At 35.6% G+C, this 24,551-nt stretch carries 21 protein-coding genes; all 21 read right to left on the bottom strand.

The window, feature by feature from the left end; genetic code table 11:
- Window positions 1-137 precede the first annotated feature (137 nt).
- Complete coding sequence (locus tag O0V13_RS10985; protein ID WP_268035013.1) at window positions 138-1,142, bottom strand: glycosyltransferase family A protein; 1,005 nt, start codon at window positions 1,140-1,142, stop codon at window positions 138-140.
- A 49-nt stretch (window positions 1,143-1,191) separates the two neighbouring features.
- Entirely contained in the window at window positions 1,192-1,656 is a 465-nt protein-coding gene (locus tag O0V13_RS10980; RefSeq protein WP_268035012.1) for an acyltransferase, read from the bottom strand.
- Entirely contained in the window at window positions 1,637-2,068 is a 432-nt protein-coding gene (locus O0V13_RS10975) for a sugar 3,4-ketoisomerase (RefSeq protein WP_268035011.1), read from the bottom strand. The genes O0V13_RS10980 and O0V13_RS10975 overlap by 20 nt, the downstream gene beginning before the upstream one ends.
- Window positions 2,061-2,471, bottom strand: a complete 411-nt coding sequence (locus O0V13_RS10970) for a sugar 3,4-ketoisomerase (RefSeq protein ID WP_268035010.1) — start codon at window positions 2,469-2,471, stop codon at window positions 2,061-2,063. Before O0V13_RS10970 ends, O0V13_RS10975 begins: the two co-directional genes overlap by 8 nt.
- Before the next feature lie 14 nt (window positions 2,472-2,485).
- Window positions 2,486-4,345: an asparagine synthase (glutamine-hydrolyzing) gene (gene asnB / locus O0V13_RS10965; protein WP_268035009.1), complete on the bottom strand. Its 1,860-nt coding sequence runs from the start codon at window positions 4,343-4,345 to the stop codon at window positions 2,486-2,488.
- 10 nt (window positions 4,346-4,355) lie between these two features.
- The gene (locus tag O0V13_RS10960) at window positions 4,356-5,390 is read right to left on the bottom strand and encodes a glycosyltransferase family 4 protein (protein ID WP_268035008.1); all 1,035 of its coding nucleotides are present in this window, start codon (window positions 5,388-5,390) and stop codon (window positions 4,356-4,358) included.
- A complete protein-coding gene (locus tag O0V13_RS10955) occupies window positions 5,387-6,583 on the bottom strand; it encodes a glycosyltransferase family 4 protein (RefSeq protein ID WP_268035007.1) in 1,197 nt (398 codons plus the stop codon). Before O0V13_RS10955 ends, O0V13_RS10960 begins: the two co-directional genes overlap by 4 nt.
- 5 nt (window positions 6,584-6,588) lie before the next feature.
- Window positions 6,589-7,902 carry a phenylacetate--CoA ligase family protein gene (locus O0V13_RS10950; RefSeq protein WP_268035006.1) on the bottom strand — a complete coding sequence of 438 codons (1,314 nt, stop codon included), beginning with the start codon at window positions 7,900-7,902 and terminating at the stop codon, window positions 6,589-6,591.
- A gap of 1 nt (window position 7,903) precedes the next feature.
- Window positions 7,904-9,319 (bottom strand): hypothetical protein, encoded by a 1,416-nt coding sequence (locus O0V13_RS10945; RefSeq protein WP_268035005.1) that lies wholly within the window; start codon window positions 9,317-9,319, stop codon window positions 7,904-7,906.
- Window positions 9,316-10,443 (bottom strand): glycosyltransferase, encoded by a 1,128-nt coding sequence (locus O0V13_RS10940; RefSeq protein WP_268035004.1) that lies wholly within the window; start codon window positions 10,441-10,443, stop codon window positions 9,316-9,318. The genes O0V13_RS10945 and O0V13_RS10940 overlap by 4 nt, the downstream gene beginning before the upstream one ends.
- A complete protein-coding gene (locus O0V13_RS10935) occupies window positions 10,440-11,141 on the bottom strand; it encodes a class I SAM-dependent methyltransferase (RefSeq protein WP_268035003.1) in 702 nt (233 codons plus the stop codon). Before O0V13_RS10935 ends, O0V13_RS10940 begins: the two co-directional genes overlap by 4 nt.
- Window positions 11,134-12,264, bottom strand: a complete 1,131-nt coding sequence (locus O0V13_RS10930) for a glycosyltransferase (RefSeq protein WP_268035002.1) — start codon at window positions 12,262-12,264, stop codon at window positions 11,134-11,136. The genes O0V13_RS10935 and O0V13_RS10930 overlap by 8 nt, the downstream gene beginning before the upstream one ends.
- The gene (locus O0V13_RS10925; protein ID WP_268035001.1) at window positions 12,261-13,406 is read right to left on the bottom strand and encodes a glycosyltransferase family 4 protein; all 1,146 of its coding nucleotides are present in this window, start codon (window positions 13,404-13,406) and stop codon (window positions 12,261-12,263) included. Before O0V13_RS10925 ends, O0V13_RS10930 begins: the two co-directional genes overlap by 4 nt.
- A 14-nt stretch (window positions 13,407-13,420) precedes the next feature.
- Window positions 13,421-14,845, bottom strand: coding sequence for a hypothetical protein (locus O0V13_RS10920; RefSeq protein WP_268035000.1), 1,425 nt, complete (start codon window positions 14,843-14,845; stop codon window positions 13,421-13,423).
- Window positions 14,846-14,904: 59 nt separating this feature from the next.
- Complete coding sequence (locus tag O0V13_RS10915) at window positions 14,905-16,095, bottom strand: glycosyltransferase family 4 protein (protein ID WP_268034999.1); 1,191 nt, start codon at window positions 16,093-16,095, stop codon at window positions 14,905-14,907.
- Between the two features lie 3 nt (window positions 16,096-16,098).
- On the bottom strand, window positions 16,099-16,980 hold the full coding sequence (locus O0V13_RS10910) for a glycosyltransferase family 2 protein (RefSeq protein WP_268034998.1): 882 nt from the start codon (window positions 16,978-16,980) through the stop codon (window positions 16,099-16,101).
- A 3-nt stretch (window positions 16,981-16,983) separates the two neighbouring features.
- Window positions 16,984-18,096: a DegT/DnrJ/EryC1/StrS family aminotransferase gene (locus tag O0V13_RS10905; RefSeq protein WP_268034997.1), complete on the bottom strand. Its 1,113-nt coding sequence runs from the start codon at window positions 18,094-18,096 to the stop codon at window positions 16,984-16,986.
- A gap of 21 nt (window positions 18,097-18,117) precedes the next feature.
- Window positions 18,118-19,914 (bottom strand): ABC transporter ATP-binding protein, encoded by a 1,797-nt coding sequence (locus O0V13_RS10900; RefSeq protein WP_268034996.1) that lies wholly within the window; start codon window positions 19,912-19,914, stop codon window positions 18,118-18,120.
- A gap of 23 nt (window positions 19,915-19,937) precedes the next feature.
- Complete coding sequence (locus O0V13_RS10895; RefSeq protein WP_268034995.1) at window positions 19,938-22,298, bottom strand: GumC family protein; 2,361 nt, start codon at window positions 22,296-22,298, stop codon at window positions 19,938-19,940.
- 9 nt (window positions 22,299-22,307) lie between these two features.
- A complete protein-coding gene (locus O0V13_RS10890; protein WP_268034994.1) occupies window positions 22,308-23,132 on the bottom strand; it encodes a polysaccharide biosynthesis/export family protein in 825 nt (274 codons plus the stop codon).
- An 88-nt stretch (window positions 23,133-23,220) separates the two neighbouring features.
- Entirely contained in the window at window positions 23,221-24,522 is a 1,302-nt protein-coding gene (locus O0V13_RS10885) for a nucleotide sugar dehydrogenase (RefSeq protein WP_268034993.1), read from the bottom strand.
- Window positions 24,523-24,551: the final 29 nt, after the last annotated feature.

Here is a 24,551-nt window from a genome sequence, read left to right as displayed (position 1 = left end):
TATGCGATTTAATTCTTAAACAAAAAAAGAAAGGTTTTACGCTTTCTTTCATTTAATTCAATTCAAAAAATAGTCTTATTTCCAGCTTTATCCTTTGAAAATATATAAGTTACAGAACTGGATTTTTCCCATGATAATTACAGACTTTTGAATTGAACAGTCAATTCTGGAGCTGGTGGTCGGTCATCAAATTTTAGTTTAAATAATTTGGCAAATATCCTATGCTCTGTCCTGTTATAGCTTTTCTGCTTCAGTAATGGAATATTTAAAAGTTCTGGTAAAGCCTGGCTTTTTTCAATTTTTTGGAAAACTTCTTTGTTCTCGGGAGTCAATTGATTTCCCATATGGTGAACAAGAGTATTGAATGTACTTAATCTCCAAGCACCGTTTTCATTTATCGGTCTATCTATCCAGTTTAATTCGGAGCCGGATCCAATTTTGATAAAACTTGGCTCTATTGGCATTTGAAAGAATAATTCTCTGCGGATCGTAAAAACCTGATGCCCACTTCCCAATACGGCCTTTTTTCCATTGCATAATACTGTCGGCAGAAGTCCATCATATTCACTCTTATAATTCCATCCATAGGAATTGTAAACTTCTTCGATAAGATCGTCCTCTTCGGTCTTTTGAAATTCAAAATTCATTTCTCCCTTGATCACAGCTTTTTGAGCTGAAGAAGAATGATAATACATATGACGTGCAATTGGAAAAGGTGCCACAGATCCAGCTTTGGAATAGTTAGTAAAAATCTCCTCCACTTCTTCCTGCCAACCATTTTTAAAAAGAATATCACTATCAGACAAGGTGATCAAAGGCTCTCGGCTTCCCCTAGCAGCTCCCAAAATTGCATCGATCTTTCCTACATTTTCTTCATGTGTTATCAATGTCTCAATCACTCCTTGATCTAGAAGATCTCTCAACCATTTTTTTACTTTTTCACAGGAACCATTGTCTATTACCGTGATAGCCGATCGCCCATGCTGGGTAAGACTCGCAGATTGAATACATAGATTATATACCTCCAACAGATTTTCAAAATACCCTGTGAATTCAGGTATATAAACAGGAATAATAATCCTGTGATGAAACTTCTGCGAAATTTTGGAATCTAATTTTGCAGGGTTTATTCCGGTTCTCATTAATAAATTCGTTCTTTCTGGACCAAATTAAAGTTTAACCTAGCCTCTTTTATTTTTTCTCCTCCAAATACCTAACTATTTGAGCAGGTCTTCCCATAACCAAGGCATTTGCCGGGACATCTTTGGTGATCAAGGATCCTGCAGCAATCATAGAATTTTCACCGATAATGCATCCTCCCAAAATCACTGATGCTGCACCTATTGAAGCTCCTTTTTTGATTACAGTTCTTTGAAATTCTTCAGGATATTGCTTTGACCTTGGATATTTATCATTTGTAAATGTCACATTTGGGCCGATAAAAACGTCGTCTTCTACCGTCAAACCATCCCATAAATAAACCCCAGACTTGACAGTAACTCTATCACCTATGATTACATCATTTTCGATAAACGTATGGCAGTTTACATTACAATCAGAACCAATTACAGCACCTTGTAGGACTACCGCATATTGCCAAATCCTAGTGTCTTGACCGATTTTTTCGGTCTGAACATCAGCCAATGGATGAATCATCTCCTCTAATAAATTTTAAATATTCGTTATAGTCTCTGATATAATCCTTCTCATTATACTTTTCACTGGCTAAAACCAAACATACAGCACCTGAAGAAAAATTAATTTCCGACGCCCATATTCCTGGGGGAACCCAAAGCCCTAAATCTGGTCTATTTAACAACACCTGTCTTTTGGAATTACCATCATCCAATAATACTTCGAACGCACCACTGACCGCTACCAAAAATTGATGGCACTCATAATGGGCATGAGCCCCCCTACTTTCTCCACCAGGAATATCATATAAATAAAAAACCCTTTTGGTTTCAAAAGGCAATTCTTTCAAATTGGTAACGGGAGTGATGTGCCCCACTCTATCCCCCAATTTGGGCAGGTATACCAAATTGCAATCCCAAATCGTTCTAGTCACTGATTTTCAAAGTTTTATAAAATTCAAAATCCCGAATATAGTCATCAGCACTATATTCAGTATCCGTAATATGCAATGCCACAGAATTGGTAGAAAAATTCTCAAGGTGTCTCCATGTCAACTTTGGCAACAACAAAGCTTCATAGGATCTATTGAGAGAGGTCCTCATTTTTTGTCCATCTTTTCCCGTAATAATCACATCAAAAGAGCCACTAAGAGCAATGATTAACTCCTGCTGTTCGTGAAAAGCATGTCCTCCTCTAATTTCGCCTCCTGGAACATCATAGGTCCAAAAGACCCTTTTAATTTCGAATGGAATTTGATCAGGAAATTGTAAAAATGTCAAATTTCCTCTTGGGTCAAATATTTTTGGCAGTTGAGTAGTATTACCAAGATTCATCATTCAATTGTTTACTATTAAACAGCTATCTCTTTCTGTTCAAACTTTATTTGATACCACATTGCAGTAAAGAAAATTTGCCTGATGGTCGGGTAATGCAGTTTCGGATTTTTCTTAAAATCACTTACAATCCCTTTTACATCCAAGTAGCAATAAGGCTTATATGCAAACAAAGGGGAGTTTGGTAAGTTTTCAAGAATATCTCTAAGATAGGGGTTTTCGAGAATCAATGTATCCCATGGAACAGACATTCCCACTTTTCGGTGGGATGTGATATATGGTGGTAATTTTTTTCCAATACTGTTCATCAGCAGGTCTTTTCCTTTTCCTTTGATATGAAAGTATCGGTCATCTAGACTACCTACACCAATCACCAGATTAGGATCAAGGAAAGGATCACGACATTCAATCGAACTACCCATTGTGGTCCGGTCATTTCGATCGTTAAGTGTATAAAGATGGGTGTGCTGCTCCAAGTACAAAAGTTGTCTCAGTCTGTTCTTAGGATAGACTTTTTTTGCTTCCTCGAGAATCCCAACCCTAAACTCTGGCAATAAATTGGAGGATAATACCCCTAACCTTTTCAAATCTGCTACATACAATTCATTGGAGTTCATCATGATTTCAGCCTCCCTATTCCCCATGCCCAAATATCGCTTCATTTTTCTAAGGCGATCATTTTTAAGCCATTTTTCGGGGATATACCTGATCATGTTTAGAAGATTATAGCGCAATTCATTGTCATGAACTTTGTATCTAACATAACCACCCAAAATCTCATCTGCTCCTTCACCGGACAATAAAACCTTTACTTTTTCTCTCGCTTTTTGAGAAATTCCAAGCAAATGCCCATCCGAAAAATGCATAATGGGCTCATCATGGTGGTCTATTGCTTGAGCTGTAAAGTTTACCAAATCTTCATTAGCAAACTCAAAACTATTAAAGGATGCACCGACTTCTTCACTTAATTGCCTTGCCAAATGGGATTCATCGTGGATTTTATCGCTGAATGAAACATTCCAAGAACTCAATTCTTGAAACCCTTGACTGTATTGACTATAAAGAGTACTACTACTATCCAAACCACCACTTAATAATGTCCCAACGGGAACATCTGAAATCATTCTGTAGCGAATGCTTTCATTGAAAGCTTCTTCAAACCAACCATAGGCATCTTTTATTTTTGGCTGATTCGCAATGGATTCACCTAAATGGAACCATCTGGTAGACTTGACATCTCTTGCAGAATCTTTCAACTTCAAATAATACCCCGGAAGGATTCTGTATATATTCTTGAATACCGTATTTTCCCCAGATGTAAATCGATAAAGAAACAACTCATCCAAATTGGATTCTAAGATTTCTTTTGGAACATCTCCAGCCCAAAGAGCCTTCACTTCACTTCCAAAATAAAACCCTTGATCTGTATTGGAATAGAAAAGTGGTTTAACACCAAACCTATCCCTCACCAATAATAATTCCTGTTCTCTTTTATTGAAAAATGCGATTGCAAAAAAACCATTTAATCGCTCCAATACTGCCTCACCATATTCCATTAATAGAAAAAGCAAGACCTCAGTATCAGATGTTGTCTTAAAGCTATAACCCTTTTGTTCTAACTCTGCGTAAAAAGTCTTATAATTAAAAATCTCACCATTGAAAACCATCATATAATTCCCACATGGCGATTCAAATGGCTGATTGGCACCTTCACTCAAATCTAAGATAGACAACCTCCTATGCCCCAAACCAATCTTACCATTAGTCCATTGAGCTCCAGCATCAGGACCTCTATGCTGAAGAGACTCTCTCATTGCAAAAAGTCTTGATTCATCAGCCGGCAATTCTTTATTCCAAAAGCCTACAATTCCGCACATGAGCTACTTATTAATTGAGTTGTAATAATTTCTTATATCGATCTGAGATAATTCTCATATTGGTATAAAAATCGACAGATTTCTCTATGAAATTTCGATTTTTAGAGATAGCGGTGGTTACTTTTTCATTTTCTTCCAACACCCACAATATCGCTTCTGCCAATTTCCGGGGATTGCAAATCGGAATTAACAACCCATTTTCTTTATTTTTTATAAAATCTTGATTTGCTGGCAAATCTGTTACTATTGGATAGCATCCCGCCGCCATTGCTTCAAACAAAGAGCTCGAAACACCTTCTGTTGTAGGTACAGCGATATAATATCGGCAACTGTCCATCAAATCGGGTAATTCATCATTGGGAACATACCCTTTTAACAAGATGTTTTTCTCAAGCTTATATTGTTTGATTTTCGATTCAATTGTTGGTCTTTCTGGACCTACTCCAATAAAAATGACTTTAATTTCAAGGCCACGATCCTTAAGTATTTTGACAGCTTCCACTATATCAATATGTCTATATAAATCATACAGGGATCGGGTTACAATAAATGAGGGAGGCAATGCCTTTTTGTTTGGAGCTTTGTATTTATTCGTATCTATCCCCTTTGGCATCACCATTATTTTGGATGGCTTGGCTCCGGATTCCAACATGGCATAAGTCATTACATTTCCCCAGGCATGGATCAAATCAACCCTTTTGTAAACTGCCCTTTGAAGAATGGATTTATAAAATTTGGAAAACCCATGTTCTGGATAAACATCTGTGATTCCCTGTTGTGCGACCACTTTTTTCTTTCCATTAACAAACAATGAAAAGAAACCGTAACTAGTGGCTCTCTCTGCCAAAACAAGGTCATAGGATTTTGAAAAGTGGGTGCCTAAAATTTTTCCAAAAAAAATTATAGAAGACAAAAACCTTAAAATTCTGGAATCCCCTCGTGGAAGCTCCATAGTTTCCAATTTTTGATTGAAATTTTCTTCTACACCCCTGATCCAACTTTGGGCGTCAGCTCGGTAGGTTTCCCCTAAAAATAAAATCCTCATGAATAAATCTGGGTAATTCCATTTAGCATTTTCCGAGCTAAAAATTCTGCATCAAATTCTTTCTTAGCAATCTCCTTTGCCAATGTTCCCATTTCTTTTAATTCATATGAATTATCTTTCAAATAGACCAGAAGATCCGCCAATTGCTGTGGATCATTGGGAGAAAGTGTATAACCAATCCTATTTCTTTCCAAGAAGTCTTTCATCCAACCCTGGGTGTTTTGAACAACCGGGATTCCTGCCGAAAGTGATTCAAAAAATTTATTAGGAGAGGAAGTGTCCAATATTTTGGTTCCTTTTAACGGAACTAAGGATACAATAGCGTGCTGAATGAGGGGGACCAATTTGTATTTTGGCATCAATCCCAGTCTAACTAATGTGGTCAATTTTTCATCCTCAATAGCATGATCAATCTGTTCTCTTTGTTGTCCTTCACCAATCATCAGGATTTTTAAGTCTTTCTCGTCACGTTGCTGAAGTATCCTTGCGGCTTCCAAAAGCCACAGAGAATTATTTACTTCACCAATGTTTCCTGTGTAGATAGCATATTTGAAAGGCTCAACAGGAACATTCTCAGGAAAAGGAACTGGTGTAGAAAACAATTTGATGTTAGAAGCATTTGTCACAGAGATCACGTTTGACTTTGGAGATTTTGCCAAGACTTCCTCTTTCATCCCTTCTGATAGTGCAACAATCAGGCTGGATGATTTATAACATAGTTTTTCAAATGCCAAGGAAACTTTCTTTAGCAAAGGGTTTTTGATAATCCCTAAATCTATGGCTCCATCAGGCCACAAGTCTCTTACTTCTAAGACTAACTTTTTACCTCTTAGGTATTTAGCTAATAACCCTGGCATTCCCACTGTAATTGGACCACTGGAGGCAATCACTACTTTGCAAGGGTAGGTTAAAGCATACCAACATGAGATGATAGAATATGCCAAGAATGAAAAAATCCTTTTAAAAAAAGATTGCCGGTTATCAATTTTCACATTAATAATGATCACCTTAACACCTTCGTAATATTTAATATCAATAAAGCCTTTAGCGGTAATATCAGACTTTGAATAAACACTGGTAACAACGGTGACTTCATGCCCCTCTTTAACCCATTCTTTGGTAAATTCATGGACTCTTGTTCCATAAGAGCCATTGGCTGTGGTAAAATATTGGTAGAAATAAAGGATTTTCATAGTTTTTAATCTTTCCTCAAATGAGAAATAAAATGCTTTAATTTCCCTGATTTTTCTCGATCTATTTGGTCCAATTTGCTGACTTTTATTTTTAAGCCTTTTTCCAGGTATTTGTCAAAAGCTTCTTGAACAACCTGATTCGCATTGGGTGCCAATGGCCCATCAATTACCAGGTCCAACTCAAAAGTATCTAGCTCTAATTGTCTCACTTGATACTCTTGAAGACCTTTAAGATTCGCCATGAGGTATTTTGAAATATAATAAAGGGAAAAACCTGCTGCTTTTTTGCCGGAAGGGAGAAGCACTAATTGATTAAGTCTTCCATTCAATTCTAGTAGTTCCTCTTGAATAGAATCCTTCACCTGTGAAATTGCACCAATATCTCCCACCTCATACCGTATAAAAGGCATTGCTTTGTTGAACATATTAGTAAAAACTAGACTTCCACTTCCGCCCTCTTGAACCGATAAATTGTTAGAATCTAAAACTTCTGAAACTACAGTTTCTGAGGATAACCACCTTTTTCCAGTCAAATCAGACATTGCCAAAAATTCAACCTCTGAAGCCCCATATTCATTGAACATAGGTATTCCAAATTGCTTTTCTAGGATAGCTCTATTTTCTTCTGAGCATTGTTCACCTGTGACAATACCACCTTTCAGCGAAGGACACACATCTTTTAAAACTATATTTTTCCTCTCCAAATACTTAGCAAAAAACAATTGGGTATTTGTATACCCGTAGACATATATGAATTTCTTCTTTTTAAATGTCTCTAAAAAACGATCCAAGCTTTCATCAGACAAATCAAATACAACAAACCTGTATCGATTCATGAATTTGTCCTTAATACGCTCTTTTTGATAGGAAGGAAATCCAAGAGGAATCCCATAAAATCTAGCTTGTAAATCACTTGGAGCAAGATTAACCTTTTTATACCTATCCAGAATTAAAGCCCAAGTCATGCTATGGCAAAACTTATCTTTGGCAAATTTGAGGGGAATTCCTGAAGATCCAGAAGTACTTCCAAAATGAAGATTAGATTTATCAAATCCATGACTGACTATCTCCTTAAAATCACCTTGGATATCCTTTTTTCTAATAATTGGAAGATCTTCCCATCGACCTGGAAGATATTTACCTACTATTTTTTGATAGGTTGGATTATTTTCAAAATGAAATCTGACAGTCTCCCACTTTTTCTTTTCTTTCCAACTTTCAAATTGATCTAGTGAAAAAGACTGGATTCTTTCCAATTCCTTTTGAGCAGATTCAATAGGATATTTTCGGAATTTTAGAAGCTCGACTACGCTGATCATTTTATGCAGGAATCGTTTCTTTTACTTGTTCAGATTCTAGGGCACTCACCTTGTTGGCTTTCTTTTTGGATTTTGAAGGAACGATATAGATCAAACTTAACCCAATGAACAATGGGGTAAGATATGTTCTCATAGCTGCATGAAATGTGGTATAAAGTGCTACTAGGTAAAAAGCCACCATGATTCCTTTTTCCATTGGAGTCTGTTTTCTCAAAAGGATCAACAGCCCCATATATAGAAGTAGTATAAAGTATATAAGTCCGAGAGCTCCATGCTCAGATATTAATCGACTCATTTCTACGTGAGACAGGTAAAAATAACTAATGTCTCTCATGAATGAGGATGCACCAACACCTACCCCTAGAATTAATGACTCTTGCCATAAATCCAGATCTTCTAAGAAAATCTCATATCTACCAGTCGTAATTGAATTGATTGATTTTTCTTTAGTTCCCGCCAAAGTACCTTCTGTTTCTCCAAGATATCTCAATCCAAGTAAGCCTCCCGTTAGGCTATCCGCCACCTGAAATGTTAAAACAATAAGAAATATCGATAATAAAAATGCTTTCCCAATTTGTGGAAGCCTAAACTTATTCTTAACACTTTTTGGAGTTTTGATAATAAAGTAAATCACTACCATTATACCCAAAACACCTCCAAGAATCCCACCCCGAGAAAAGGTCAATAGACCTTGAAACCCAAATAAGAAAAATAAAATAAAATCAGTAATCCTATAGCCTGTTAGGTTCCATTTATTTATCAGGAAAATAAAAGAAAGAAACATCCCCAGTCCCATAACAGTAGAAACTTGATTAGACCCTGCTCCTCCACTAGTAGCAAAATTTGCCCCTAAAGTAAATTCCAGTTCATTATAGGATGGAGTTTTGAAAATCAAGGAACTTAAAATTGCAACTAATGGAAGAATACTAATTCTTAACAATCTAATTAGTTGCACCTTTCTTAATGATTTCCCATAAAAAAACCAAACAGCCATAGCCACATTTACTGGACCAAGCAGATTGAAGACTAAGTTTCCTCTTGTTACTTCTCCAGACTTATCAAAAAATGCTGCTGGTAACAAAAGGACTAACATAATCAATCCTAAATGACTCTTTGATTTAAATTTATATACCCCAATACAAAGCATTAAAAACAGTAAATATTTACCTAATTCATAAGGTATAAATGGAGAAGTTTGAGACATTCTGGCCAAAAGCTCAAAAGAAGTCATGTAGGCAATAAAAACAGAAAACAAGTAAAAAGACTTTGTTCTGACAACTGCAAAAAATGAGGATACAAAAACTACATAAAACCAAGCGATTAATACAAAAGGAGTTATTGAAGAAATAATCCCTAGAATTACGTGGAACATCACCCAAAAAAAACGGGTTTGAGAAGAAATGATGCTTTTTATCATGCTTTAGACAAGCTGATTTTGCTAGGTTGAAAATCTGGCAAAGACAATGGGAGGTATTTTTTCAGGAAATTCACTGATCCATAATTATGTTCGGTATGCAACTGAAATTTCACACCTACTTCTATAGCTTCAGGATAATTATTAAAAATTTTAACAATTGAATCCTGTAGTTCTTTGGGAGATTCAGGTGAGACCAATTCTCCAAATTTCCCGTCACCTAATACATCACCACACTGCCCCACATCAGTAGCGATGGTAGGTAAAGCACCCATTCCGTATTCAAGTAAAGTTACTGGCAAACCTTCCGATATCGAACTCAAAACTCCTATATGAGCCAATTCTATATACGGAGCTATATTTTCAACCGGCCCAACTATTTCAACATTATTTTGAAGGCCAAGTCTTGCTATTTCATCTTCAACACTTTTGAACCAGTCCAATTCCACATATTCGCCTAGAAAATAGACCTTATATTCGCCTATGATTTCTTTTAACCCCACCAAAGCGTTTAAAAGGGTGATTTGGTCTTTTTGCCTTCTAAAATTTGCTATATGAATGATCTTAAAAACTCCATCAATTTTTCTATGTGGAACAGAATTTAATTTCCCTGAAAAATTCTCGATGTAGACTATATCCTTTTTTTTATTTGGATATCTTTTCTTCCAATACTTTTCTATTTTCTTATTTACTGTAACAATTGAATCGATGAATGGCATTACCAAATCCATTTCTTTTCGTGGATATTTATCCAACTCCTCACTCATACCAAAATGATCATGCCAAATCAACTTTGTATTGGGCATAAATTTCTTCAATAAAACAGCCCAAAAAATGGAAGTTTGATGTGCATGTAGTACATCTGGGGCCTTAGATCTCAATAATTTTAGGATTTGAAAAAAACTTAATACATCTAATTTCCCTTTTTTGTTGAAAATACTCTTATCAACTAATGGAGATAAATATCTTTCCAAACCTCCAGATTCTCGAGTCACTATCAAGCCACTTTCAATCCCTTGTTCAGATAAACAATTTGCAATATTCACAGACATTCTTTCAGTCCCCCCCAAACTCAGGGAATCTACCATTTGATAAATCTTAGGGCTATTATGGGATTCTCTTTTCATTTATTTACTTTGGCAATCACCACAAGGCTAAAACCAAATATTTTAGAATATATCCAAGGATTCAAAGCTACCAAAACTCTTTTTAATGGAAAGAAAAGTTTTTGAAGAAGCGTGTAATTATTAGAAGGAGCACTTATTGTTTCAAGGGAAAAATCATAATCCAAAATCTGCAACCCGGCTGCTGTTATCATATTCAAAGCAGAAGTCAAGTCTAGAAATGTCAAATGTCCAGGGTTTTGAATTTTTTCCCTTTGGAGATTCCTAATATTCACACTAAGGCAATCATCCAATGGTATATGAAATGCCAAAATATTACCTTTTTGGGATACATTTTTAATGAAATTAACAGGGTCAGGCACGTGTTCAAAGACGTCTGTTAATGTAATCAAATCTGAATCCTTTCCAATTTCAACGAAATCTCCATGAATAAAACTTACACCATCTGCTTGTAATTGAATAACATGTGGAGAAACATCATACCCTGATACACATTCTAATTTTACACCAGATTCACATAATTTTTTTGAAAGTCCAAGCAAAACCCCTCCTGCTCCACAACCCACATCCGAATAAGATTTTATTGAATACTCCTGTCTTCTTAAAAAAGGACTCAATAACCTAAAAATAGCTTTTACTTTGAACTCTGAATCTTCCAGGTGTCTTTGGTTATCAGAAAAATAAGTACCCTCTTTATACATTCTTTATTAACTTCAAAATTTCATTTTCAAAGGATTCCTTCGTAAAATCTTTAGCCCATTCTTTTGATTTAAAGGATTTTTTTTCAAAGTGTTCTGGGTTCTCCATATAATAAGTGATCCTATCCAATACCTCTTCAGGATTTTTGTTTACCAAGTCTCCTCTAGCCCCATCACCTAGCATATATGGCACACAAGATACCGGAGTTGTAATTGGAAGACAACCAAAATACATGGATTCAGCCACAACTTTGGGCCATCCTTCACTATCCGAAAGAAACACTAAAAAATGAGATTTCTTATACATTTCTTTTAGGTCATCACTTGTCATATTACCCATCAAAAAAACTTCCTTAGACAGGTTATTATCATTGATGAATTTCACCATTTGATCCATTTGGTCACCTTCACCACAAAAGAAAAATTCAAAAGAAAAATTATTTTGCTTCAACAAATGTGCGACTTTTAATGCCAACATTGGATTCTTACCTGAGACAAGGGCTCCAACAAAAAGAAGCTTGATTTTGGCCGATTTAGTAACCTGAGTTCTATGATCTTCTTGGCTTTCATTCTGGGAATATGAAAAAGTGAAAAATGGCAGCAAATTACCTGTGAGATTAGGCCAATTCCCATAAACTAAAACCTTCATGTTTTTTGAAAATGAAGGATTTGAAATCAATTTCTGCTGGAGTTTATAAGTTCCTGGTTGCTCACTCTGAGGATCCCAATTTCCAGCATACTTGGCTGTTTTTTTCTTATTTGGAAAAAAATATTGAAGATATGCACCAACCAATCCCATATTGCCAGGGCATCTCAAATGAATATGATCAGAATTTTTCATACCTACCATGACATTATAAATAATTTCTGGCATGGATAAAATGGTATTGATTCTTCCTCTCCATGTGGTCAGGTTGATTTCACCAACCGAAACAAAGTTAATTTGATCATGATCATAATGTATTTCAATTGGGTTTGTTTCTCTATCTTTTGAAAGTGGTGCTATGATTGTCACAGAATCAAAATGTTTGATCCATATGTTCATTTCCCTGACATAGGGCCCATATGCAAAATACTTCCCATCCTTTTCAATATGGTGCACATGGGTAAGAATCAAAAAATTCACTTCGAGCTAACTTTATTAAACAGTTCAATATTTTTTAATACCAATTTATCGATAGCAAACCTTTCAAAAACATCTTTTCTAGCTTGCTCAGCCATTTTCAAATTACTCTCTTTGTCAGAAAGCATTTCCAATAACACTTTTGCTACGTCCTCCTCATCTTTGGCATTACAGACACGTCCATTTACATGATCTTGGATCACCTCTGGTCCAGGTCCCAAAGAAGAACCCAAAAATGCCTTTCCCATGCTTAAAACTTCAATCCAAGCTAAAGGCATAGCTTCCATGTGGGATGGATAGGCGCATATTTCAGCTTCTTCTATATATTTTGGCAGCTCATGGTTTGCTACAGGTCCAAGAAATTTAATAGAATCTCTTACTGATTCATCTATTTGTGAACTTTTCAGGTATTCAATATAAGACTTACCATCTTTGAAGAACCAATCTCTACCAGCGATATATAGTTCACTTTCTGGAAACTCTTTTTTGATTTTTGGAAATGCCAAAATAAGCTGCCTAACTCCCTTTTTTTCACAAACAGTTCCGGCAAAAAATATTCTTCCCTTTACAAGCCTTGATGGATCTGCTTTATAAAAATTTTCAAGATTAGCAGGATTGAAAATAACAGGACCTTTTTTGGATGAAAAATCCAAATATTTTAAGGTATGATTAATCACATATTCGCTTACACCAAAAACCAAATCTGCCTTTTTAAATGATCTCTTTTCTTGAAAGCCCTTCCAAGGATCTATTCCTCTATTTTCTGATTCTGCAAAAAAATGATGTCCACCGTTCATCCGGATTAGATATTTTATTCCAGGTATTTTTTTGATAAATGCCAACCCTAATTCAGTGGATTCAACAATATTAATAGGTGTCTTTTGGTGAATTTCTTTAATCTTGGAATTGACAGAATCAAAGGTCAGATACCAGGTAAAAGGTTTCAGTTTTCTTGGTTTTAACCGAAAAACATGGACTCCTTGATCCATTGCCTCCTCATATTCATCTGTAAAGTTTAGCCCAACGATGGAAACTCTGATTTGATGTTTCACTAAGTTCCTTGCTAAAATTTGTAGGAAAGTTCCCACCCCTCCATGAGGATGTCCAGGTTTGGGATATTCACTCGTCAAAAAACAGATATGCATTAAATCTTATTTTATTAATTAATCAATTCAGTCTCTCGAAAAATCGATTCATTTTCTAGAAGAGTGATTAGAAGTTTGGAGATCTGAGTAGATGAAAGATTGTCAGGTCGATTCGAAGCTATTTTATCTCTCCATTTGCCTTTTTGGGTTGCAAAATCCTCTGGTTTTTGGAGTAATTGTTCTAGTAATTGTTTTAATTGAGTTTTCTCTTTGGCAAATACTACAGCATCCATTCCCATAAAGGATTTGAAATGTTGGAATTGATATACAGTATCTGTAGTCCATTCTCCATCATGGATGGCATCGTAAGCCAAAAACACCGTTGGTTTCTCAAAGTAGGAGAAATCCAATCCAATGGTTGAACCTATATTCACAGAAAACTCACAATGAAAACAAAGATTCATCAACAATTTGACGTCATCAAATAATGGGTAAAAGCTCATCCAGTGCTCTCCCTTTTTCCATTTCGGCGGAATATGCACAATATTGTCAAACTGATCTAGTATCTTTTGATATCGCGCTACGGTACAAACAGGAACTTGGCGAAAAAGAATTGTAACATCTGAATTATCTTCCAATGCATGTGCCACATCTTCCAAATAAGCAGGGTCATGGGGAGATGTCAATTCATCATCACCTGAAAACAAAACCCATTTTTTTGACACATCCAAACCAAATTCATTGGCAAACTCTTCCCTGGACTGTATTAAATCTTTATTAAAGTGGAAATCAAATTGAGGAGTTCCAACTACCACTACCTTATTTTGAGGAATCTCTGGATAATAATCTGACATTTCTACCTTCATATAATCTGACCAGACTGCATACCAATCTGTCCGAAGCGGAAGTCTTGCTTTCGGTAGGTTATCCCAACTGAAAATTGCAGTGAGAGTTGGAATATTCAAATCTGATGCTGCAAGGCACAATGGTTCTAGATTTGAAACCCGTTGATGAGTTATAAAAATAAAATCAGGTTGAATCCTTGAAAGGTCAGACTTAAATCCATCAAAAGCCGGATTCCTCTTCCATTTCAAACGGTTAGTTTCTTCTAGGTATTTAATTCCCTCGTAGGAACTGATTGTATTACCAGCAATTTCTGTGATTTTTTGAAATGCCCTCTTGATGGGGTTGTTTTTGATTTTGAACCAATTGGTCAAGATCGTGGGATTTTGTTTTAAATCCGCATTATATTTTAATCGTCCATAGGTAGAGGTTTCCCTTAAAAATTGCTGAAACCGCGTCTCCCTTACTTTCCTCAATGGTTCCTCTCCAAAAGGTATATTTTTCTCCTCTTTGACATAATCAATAATTCTACTTTCTAGATTATGAAGTAAATAGATCTGAACTCCTTCCTCATGCAGCTTAGAAAATAAATCTGAATACAGGTAGTTTCTGATACCTATTCCATCAGGAATAATAAATAGGATTTTTTTACCCACTAGAACTTTAATTTACGTCAAGGTTTGTTGAATCGAACTATTCTTCATAAAAGTCATAGTTACGAAAATTCAACATGCTTCTTTCTTCCAAGAACTTTCATAAGGCTTTCTTTAAAAACCTCTTCATTGGTATGATTGACAAATTTTTCCAGGAAAAGTTCTCTGCTCTTCATTCCATGCTCCTTTACTTTTACTTTATTTAAAATATAATTTTCCATTCTCAAGCAAATTTCCTCAGCAGTACAAGAAACAGGCAAAGTATAACCATTTAATCCATCCAATACACGATTGGGAACATCTCCTACAAGAGTAGAAATAATAGGTTTAGATGCGGCCATGGCTTCCAAAATCACCAGCGGCCCACCTTCAAAATTTGATGTTAGAATAAATACATCAAAATTTTCAAAGGAGGTTGCTCTTTTGTCAAATGGAATTGCACCTTTTAAAGTAACAGTATCCTCTAAACCATTTTCTTCTACAAAGTTTTGAAGGTTCGATAGGTCTGGACCATCCCCAAATAAAACAAACTCAACAGGAAATCCTTTTTGATTCAGAATTGAAATAGCTTCTAATATTTTCAAAAAATTCTTCCCTTCATCAACTCTCCCGACAGATCCAAATCTTACTTTTTCAGGTTGTTTGGAGGGGATCAAGAGGAAATCAGTTTGACCTAAATAAATCCACTGCCTGATTGTACAATAGGATGCGTCAGGATAGTATTTTTTTAGATACTCTTCTTTTTCCTGGGCCGAGATCAAAAATGTCCCCTTCTTTTCAAGTTGAGAATAAAATGAATGGTTTTTTTGATGAAATATTGAAGTCTCATGATAAGCAAATGGGACTTGCATTTCATCACAAAGTTGCAATAAATGCTCCAGCAAATGTGTCGGGCTAATTCCTGTAAAGCAGATATCTACATTTTTGATTTTTTCTTGAAACCACGAATCAAATAATTGAGGAAAATTCCGAAAACAATTTGCCAGACTTTGATTCAATTTATATTTGGATTTTACAAATATTTTTAGGAATTGCTTACTTAGAAAAACTTGCTTTAAACTTAAAAAAGACCATGTCGACTGGTGAAGTTTATCAAACTCACTAATAGACATCGCATTAAAAAAATTCAGAATTTCTACTTCGAACCTAGAATCAGAAGTAAGACTTTTCGCAAAACCAATATTCTCAAGCTCTTGCCCTCCAGGCCCCAAAATCTCAGGAAGGATAAACAATACTTTTATTTTCGGTTCCATGGATTAATAATGTTTTTTGAATTTCGTTCTAAGAAACTTCTGAAGGCCAGCATAAATCGAAAAAACCAACTTATAGAAAGTAGATTTTCCTTGATAAGCTAAAAGAAACTGATGAGTAATAAATCTATCCCACTCACCCTTTTGCCCTAAGTAAGAGGCATAAATTTTCAACCTGTTTGACTGCCTATTGAATGGATCTGTTGATCTTAAAAGGGAAGTTTCCAAAATTCTGTATTTTACACCAATTTGGAATAAGCCTTTAAATGAGAATTTTTGGGCCATTTTCAAAAACAGATCCAAATCCTCCATCATTACTTCTGAATTGTATCCACCCACCTCCATAGCCATACTTTTTCTTACTAAAACAGAGGGGGCGGTAATGAAATAATCTGTCAACAATAATGGAAAAATCATACCTGATGGAAGTTGTGATTCAGATTTCCAATTCCTTTCTGCAAAAAATGTTGGCTGATCAATTTCATTGCTTTCCTGATCTATTTTTGAAGCATCACAATAAACTACACCGAGATTTTCATCTGAATCTTGAAATACTTTAACTTGACTTTCAATCTTGTCAGAAAGCAATACATCATCACAACTCAGAATTTGGTAAAACTCACCTGTAGCCAATTCCAAAGCTTCATTTGCATTAGCTGTGATTTTCTTGGTTTCAGCCTGAAAAATTGTTTTGGCTTCCACTTCTGGATTACGTTGAAGCCAAGAATTGATTTTTGATACACTCTGATCTTTTGAAAATGCATCAAGAATAATTAATTCGATATTTCCATAAGTTTGGTTCTTAATGCTTTCAAGCGTTTCCTCTAAAAATTCTTCATGATTATAAGAAATAGCAATAATCGTTACTAAAGGAAAACTTTGAACCATTTTTTAATCTGGCTTGAATTGATTTAATACCTGTATCACCTTATTCACTTCATTTTCTTCCATCACAGGACTAATGGGAATAGACACAATTTGTTCATGAATCAACTCCGTGATGGGCAGACTCAAATTGGAATATTCATGATACGCCTTTTGTTTATGAAATGGAATCGGATAGTGAATAAGTGTTTGAACTCCATTTGCATCAGCGTATTCAATAAACTTATCTCTATGTTGGCATCTCAGTACAAAAACATGGAATACATGATCCAAGGAAGATTTGGATACAGTAGGCAGGCTTAAATACGGATTCTTTATTTCTTGTAAATATTTTTTTGCAATCTTTCTGCGGGTTTCATTTTCTTGATCGATGTATTTCAATTTGACCAATAAAACGGCCGCCTGTATTTCATCTAAACGTGAATTAACGCCTTTCAACTCATTAAAATATTTCTTCTGACTACCATAATTTCCCATGGTCCTGATGGTATCGGCAAGGGCCTCATCAGAAGTGGTGACAGCACCTGCATCTCCTAGTGCACCCAAATTTTTTCCCGGATAAAACGAAAAACCTGCCGCATGGGAAAGATTGCCAGCCTTCAATCCCCTCGTATCCACAGCTCCATGAGACTGAGCACAATCCTCTACCAGAAGCAGATTTTTTTCTAAAGCCAAATTCATCAACTCCTCCATTGGACTAAGTTGACCATATAAGTGAACAGCAAGAATTGCTTTAGTTCTAGGTGTGATTGCCTGCTTCACCTTTTCCACACTCAGATTATAAGTCTTTTCGTCTGGCTCTACAAATACAGGTACTAATCCAGATTCAGTAATAGATATAATGGATGCGATATAGGTATTTGCCTGAACAATGACTTCATCTCCGTCTTTTAACTGCCCAAGCTGTTTATATCCTTTGAATATCAGGATCAATGCATCTAAACCATTGGCTACACCAACACATCTAGAAGTTCCGCAATAATTAGCGAATGCAGTTTCAAAATCGTTGTGAAACTTACCTCGGATATACCATCCATTTAAAAGGACCTGATTTAAAGCTTCACTTAGCTCTTCTTCATGAGCTAGATTAATTTTTAGAAGATCGAGGAACTTGACCATGAGTATACTTTAAAATCTAACTTAAAATTCCTGAAGTTCTACCATTGACTTAAATGCAGGACTGATTTCGATTAGGTGATTGAAACTTCCCCTACATTCTACTTCACCATCTTTCATAAGCAATATTTCATCGGCATTTTTTACCGTACTAAGTCTATGTGCAACCAAGACTATATTGCAGGTCCCTTTTAGTGAATCGATATTCTGTTGAATCATTTGTTCTGTTTCACTATCCAATGCTGAGGTCGCTTCATCAAAAATTAAAAGCTCAGCATCTTTAAACAATTCTCTCGCTATTGAAATTCTTTGCTTTTGGCCACCAGAAATAAGAGACCCACTATCACCTAATATTGTATCTTCTTTTTCAGATAAGCTTTCTACCAATTCAGTAAGGTGAGCCAATTTTACTGCGTGAAGAAATTTGGAATAATTAGCTTCGGTTTTTTCGGACCAAAATGTAATATTATTAAAAATTGTGTCATTAAAAATGACAGGTTCCTGAGTTATATAGCCAATTTTGGACCTGTAACTAGCTAAATTAAAGGACCTTAATGTCTCTCCATTCAAATAAAAATCTCCTTCGGTCGGATGCACCAAGCCAACAATGAGATTTGTCAAAGTAGTTTTTCCACTTCCACTTTTTCCTACAAAAGCGTAAGATCTATTATCTTGAATTTTCAGATTAATGTTAGATAAAACTTTTTTAGTAGAGTTATAGGAAAATCCTACATTCACTATGTTTAAGCTCTTAATATGATCTACCTGGAGCTCGGAGGAATCCTCCTCTTTCCCATCATCCAAATCCTTCAATAATTCCATCCCCACATGTAGTCCTCCAAGATTACTTGTAAATGCCTGCCAGTTAGTCTGGACAAGCATGATGAAGTTTAATGCCCGGTAGAAGAACATCAAACTCAAGAAAATAGCGGCAATATTTCCGTCCAAAAGTTTAATCTGGACCAAAATCGCACCCACCACAATCGCAATCACCAAAGGTTCTCTTGCGGCCATCAGAATGGCATTGAAAATTCCGATTTTCTTTTGCTCCAACTCAATTTGATCCACATAGGATTTGAGTTTGAGCTTATACTTTTGGAAATAATTGGTGGCTTTGAGGTATTTAAAATTATGAACTGCCTGGATCAAGGAAGATTGATACTTATGGCTTAGCTTACTATTATTTAAAGAAGCTGATTCGGTGTATTTGAAAATTATTTTAAAAATAAAATTGGTCAAATAACCACCGACACTGACTACCAATGCAAATTGGAAATTAGCAAGCAAGGCCAAAACCACATAGACCATCAACAGTACAAAGGATTGCAAGGTATTGAAGTAGGCGACATAGGCAGAGACTATCTTATAGATTTCTCCGGAAAGCGTATTCTGAACTCTTCCAGCATCCAGCCCAAGAAACTTTTTGTACTCCATCCCCCCTAGACTATCAACCATCTGATAACGAATCTTTCTCACAAAAAACATCTGAACTATCACCTTATAATGACTTTCCAGATATTTAAAGATTCCCTTCAGTACAAAGATGACCAAAAGAAATACAAGAATAACAACGGCTGACAGCTCCAATCCACTCCAAGTAATAAAGTCAAGCAAGAAATCTAAGGAACCTAGAGATTGGGCTGCTTCGGCTTTATCTATCTGAGCCTTTCCTGCAACTTGGATTAGTGGAATAAAGAGGGCCAAACCAAATCCATCCAAAAATCCACCTAGCAAACTTAGCGCAATTAAAAGAAATATTCTATTGCCTAGGTAAGAATAGAAAAACGAGAAATGACGGAAATATTTAGCAACCCGATTCATTAGCGAAGTTCAGCCTTGCTATTTTATTTTTTATCATCACTGTAATAACCGTAACCATATCCATAGCTATAGCCATATCCATAGGTTACTCCTTTTCCTTCTGCACCATTGAATAATGCGTACATATTTTTGATCCCTTTTGCAGTTTTAAGACCATTCAAAGCATTGATGAAGTCTCTCTGACTGTAATTTTGTCTAAAAACAAACAAAGTCAAATCGACGAAATTCAATAATTCAATTGTCTCACTTACCAAACCTATTGGTGGAGTATCCAAAATGATTACATCGTATTCATTTTTCAATTGATTCACTAATTTTTCAAAATTAAGTCCAGACAAAAGTTCGGCGGGATTTGGAGGGATTGGACCCGAGACCATCACATCCAAATTTTCAAATTCTGTCTTTTGAACTGCTGCTTGCCAATTATCAACTTGATTACTCAATACAGTTGAAAGACCAATATCATTTTTTAAACCAAAATCATCGGAGATTTTTGGTTTTCTCATATCACATCCTACCAAAACTGTCTTCTTTCCAGTTAAAGAATAAACCGATGCAAGATTCATTGCACAAAAAGTTTTGCCCTCACTTGAAATGGTGGAGGTAAGCATTATAGTAACTTGCTTATCCTTCTCCATTAGGTATCTGATATTTGCTCTTAGGGATCTAAAAGATTCAGCTATTCCAGATTTCCCATTGTTAAACACAACCAAATTATTTTCCTCCTTATTTTTTAGGATTGAGGTAATAACCGGAATCTTCAATTTCTTTTCCAGGTAATTAATATCCTCAATTCTAACTCTGAAAACTTCTCTAAAAATCACATATAGTAGAGGGATAATTAATCCTAAAAACAATGCTATCAAATAATTCCTTTGGGGTTTAGGAGAAATCAAACCTCCAATTTGTTTGGCGAATTCAATGATTTTATTGTTTGGTCTATTCGAGGCTTTTGTAATAGCAGATTCAGCTCTTTTTTCACTAAGGAAGTTATAAATGCTTTCAGACAAATCAGCTTGACGCTGCAATGCTATTAAATTCTGCTCAGCTTGAGGAAGGTTTCTAAAGGAAGACTCAATTTCAACTTTCCTATTCTCCAAGTCAGCTATTATTAGCTCATTGTTCCGATCTACATTTTCAAGAATCTCACGGATAGACTTATTCAAATCATCCAACTTTTTATTGGCTTCGCGGACTGCAGGAGAAAGTTCAGTCTGGGTAGCCATTAATCTTGATCTGTCAACTTGAACCGATAGTAAATTCTCAATCAACCCATTGAGATAAGGGTCATCAATACCTAAACCCGAAGGAACTACGATCTCCGTATAATCCTCTCTTACAAGATATTCCCTTAAGGTCTCATAATAACTGCTTTTAAGTTTAGCATTTGCCAGTTCCGTTTCGATATTGGTTAATCTGCTATAAACCGTATTACTTTCATTATTGAGGTTATAAATCCTGTTTGAAGATCGAAAGTTCTGAAGCTTGCTTTCAAATAAAGAAAGTGAATCAGCAACTCCAGCCACCTGCTTATCAATAAAATCAATAGTTCTATTAGCAATTTCATTCTTCTCTTGAAGCTCCAGTTCAAGATATGTCTCCATCAACATATTTAAGTAAGTCTGTCCTTTTTCAACATTAGGAACAGCCATACTCAAGTTCAAAATTGAGGAGTTCTTTTCTTCAAGATCTACTACTAACTTACTTGAAAAGTGATTAATCAGATAATTTCGCTCTCGAACCTTATAAAATGCTGAACCGGCATCTTGATTTGAGGTTTTATTAATTTTAATCTTGAATTGTGGAGTTTCCACCCACTCATTAAATTTATAAGTCCCTTCTACTTTTGGAGCTCCCGGAGTGACACTTCCGTCAGGAAAAAATTGCGTAAACCCTTCTTCCTCAAAAACAAACGAATATTCGTTTGGATTTTCCCATTTGACCTCCACTACTCCATTAATCAATTGAGGATATTCCCAATCAACCTCTACAACAATTGGCGTCTTTCTGAAAATCTCTTGAAGAATAAAACCTCTCTCTTCAAAGTATTCAACATCAAATTTCAATTGACTTAATGTTGCATCTGCAATTGGCCTTGATTTAAGAATAATAATTTCATTAGTAATACCAATTCCTTGGTTATTACCCAGGGCCGGATTATCAAAAAGTGAAAGTGCATTGTCTTGCTCTTTGATAAAGAACTTACTTGACACCAAATAAGTCGGGATTGATGTATTCGTAAAATAATAGGCCCCAGAAAGAGCTATTATTAAACTTCCCAAAATAAAAGGCCAAATCTTTAAAATTTTAGGAAAAAGAGCCTTTAAGTCAAAGCTGCTTTCCTCATCATGGAAAAAATCATTTTCCTCTTGATCAAAATTCATAAATCAATCTTAGTTTTTTATCAAAGTAAGTATTAGAGCAACAGCAGTTATGGATGTCGTTAGAAGAGTCAAAGTTTCAACTAAATTGTTACCTGCACCAATTTCTCTAACTTTCATAGGTTCGGCATAGATCATATCATTTGGTTTCAAGAAATAATATTCAGAACCCAATAATTCACGATCCAACAAGTTGATTTTATGGATTTGAGATCCATCAGGATATTGTCTAACCAAATAAACTTCATCTCTTTTTGCTACTCTACTTAAATCTCCAGCATAGGCAATTGCCTCCAAAATTGTCACTCTATTTTGCAAAATCGTATATTTTCCAGATTGATTAAATTCACCCAGAGCACTGAATCGTATACCACCCAATCTCACTCGAATAAAAAATTCCCCCGGATTAATAATCTTTGAAACCTCTTTTTCGACAACTTTTTTCGCTTCTTCTGTTGTTAATCCTACGAATTTCACTTTCCCAATCAATGGAATCTCAACCATTCCTTCATCATCAAGAGTATACCCATTCATAAAGAATGCGTCACCTGACCCTTGATTTCCCCCCATCATTGCTTGATTTTGAGTGTCGTTGTTGGCAGCACTAAAAACTAAATTCAGCCTTTCATCCGTAGTTTTAATATTCACTTCTACGATATCATTGACCTGAAGTAGATACTCTTCTGTTTGATAAGGATATTTTTGACTGGATTCAATCAATGGACCTGTACTTTCTTCCAATTGTTGCATGTAAATCAACTTTTCGTTTGAAACACAGGAAAAAAGTAACCAAACAAACCCAAGGGAAAGGGATGAAAGCTTTAGGAATTTTTTCATTAAATAATGAATTGAATTAAGAGAGTTTTAATTAAGCTTCAAAAATAAGAATTAATCAGACTTTCGAATGTTTTTATTTTTTAGGATGTTATAGACGTGAGTCAACATTTTCTTTTGGTAAAATTGCTTTCACGTCAAAAACAACTTGTTTGTCAGATTTTGAAATCGGTAAAGTAAGGAACTCTTTATGAGAAACTGCTAGGATTACAGCAGAATAAGCATTTAAATCGGGGGCATTTTGACCAGAAAGAATTTCAATACCGTATTCATGTTTTACCTCAGTAGGATTTGCCCAAGGATCATAGATGTCCACTTCCATGTCAAATGATCTCAACTCTTGGTAAATATCTATCACCCTGGTATTTCTGACATCTGGGCAGTCTTCCTTGAAGGTAAATCCCAAAATCAACACTTTGGAATCGATGACTTTGAGGTCTTTTCTCATCATCAATTTGATCACCTCGGTGGCTACATGTTTACCCATGCTATCATTTAATCGACGACCAGCAAGAATTATTTCTGGATGATATCCTACTTCTTGAGCTTTTTGGGCTAAATAAAAAGGATCAACTCCAATACAATGTCCACCAACCAATCCAGGTTTGAATTTCAGGAAATTCCACTTTGTCCCTGCGGCCTCCAATACTTCATGGGTGTCAATCCCTAGGAGATTAAAAATCTTCGAAAGCTCATTTACAAAAGCAATATTGATATCCCTTTGTGAGTTTTCTATCACTTTGGCCGCTTCAGCAACTTTAATCGAAGATGCTTTGTGAGTACCTGCGGTAATTACAGTTTGATAGAGCCGATCTACATATTCTGCTACCTCAGGAGTACTCCCGGAAGTCACTTTCAAAATTTTAGAAACAGTATGCTCCTTATCTCCTGGGTTAATTCTCTCCGGAGAATACCCTGCATAAAAATCCACATTGAATTTCAAACCGGATATATTTTCCAATACTGGTACACATTCATCTTCAGTCACTCCAGGATAAACAGTGGATTCATAAATTACTACATTCCCTTTTTCCAAAAATTGAGCAATATTCTCTGACGCTTTCAACATCGGAGTCAAAACAGGCCTATTATGCTTATCCGTTGGGGTAGGTACCGTAACTATATAGACATTACAATCCTTCAAATCCGCAGATTCAAAAGAAGGTAATAATCCATTATTATTCCCTGTAAAATCACTTACCAAGACTGAGGCCAACAAGTCATCTTCTACTTCTAAGGTAAAGTCTTGTCCCTTCTTTAGATCATTAACTCTCTTTTGGTCAATGTCAAAACCTACAACGGGAAATTTCTTTCCGAATTCTACGGCCAATGGAAGACCAACATAGCCTAGACCTATTACAGCGATTTTAACTTCTTCTAATGGTTTTAACATACCTATTTGAAATTCTATGTCAATGAATA

The organism is Algoriphagus sp. PAP.12 (assembly GCF_026652115.1).
Classification (GTDB): domain Bacteria; phylum Bacteroidota; class Bacteroidia; order Cytophagales; family Cyclobacteriaceae; genus Algoriphagus.
This window is presented reverse-complemented; position numbering and strand designations above follow the sequence as displayed.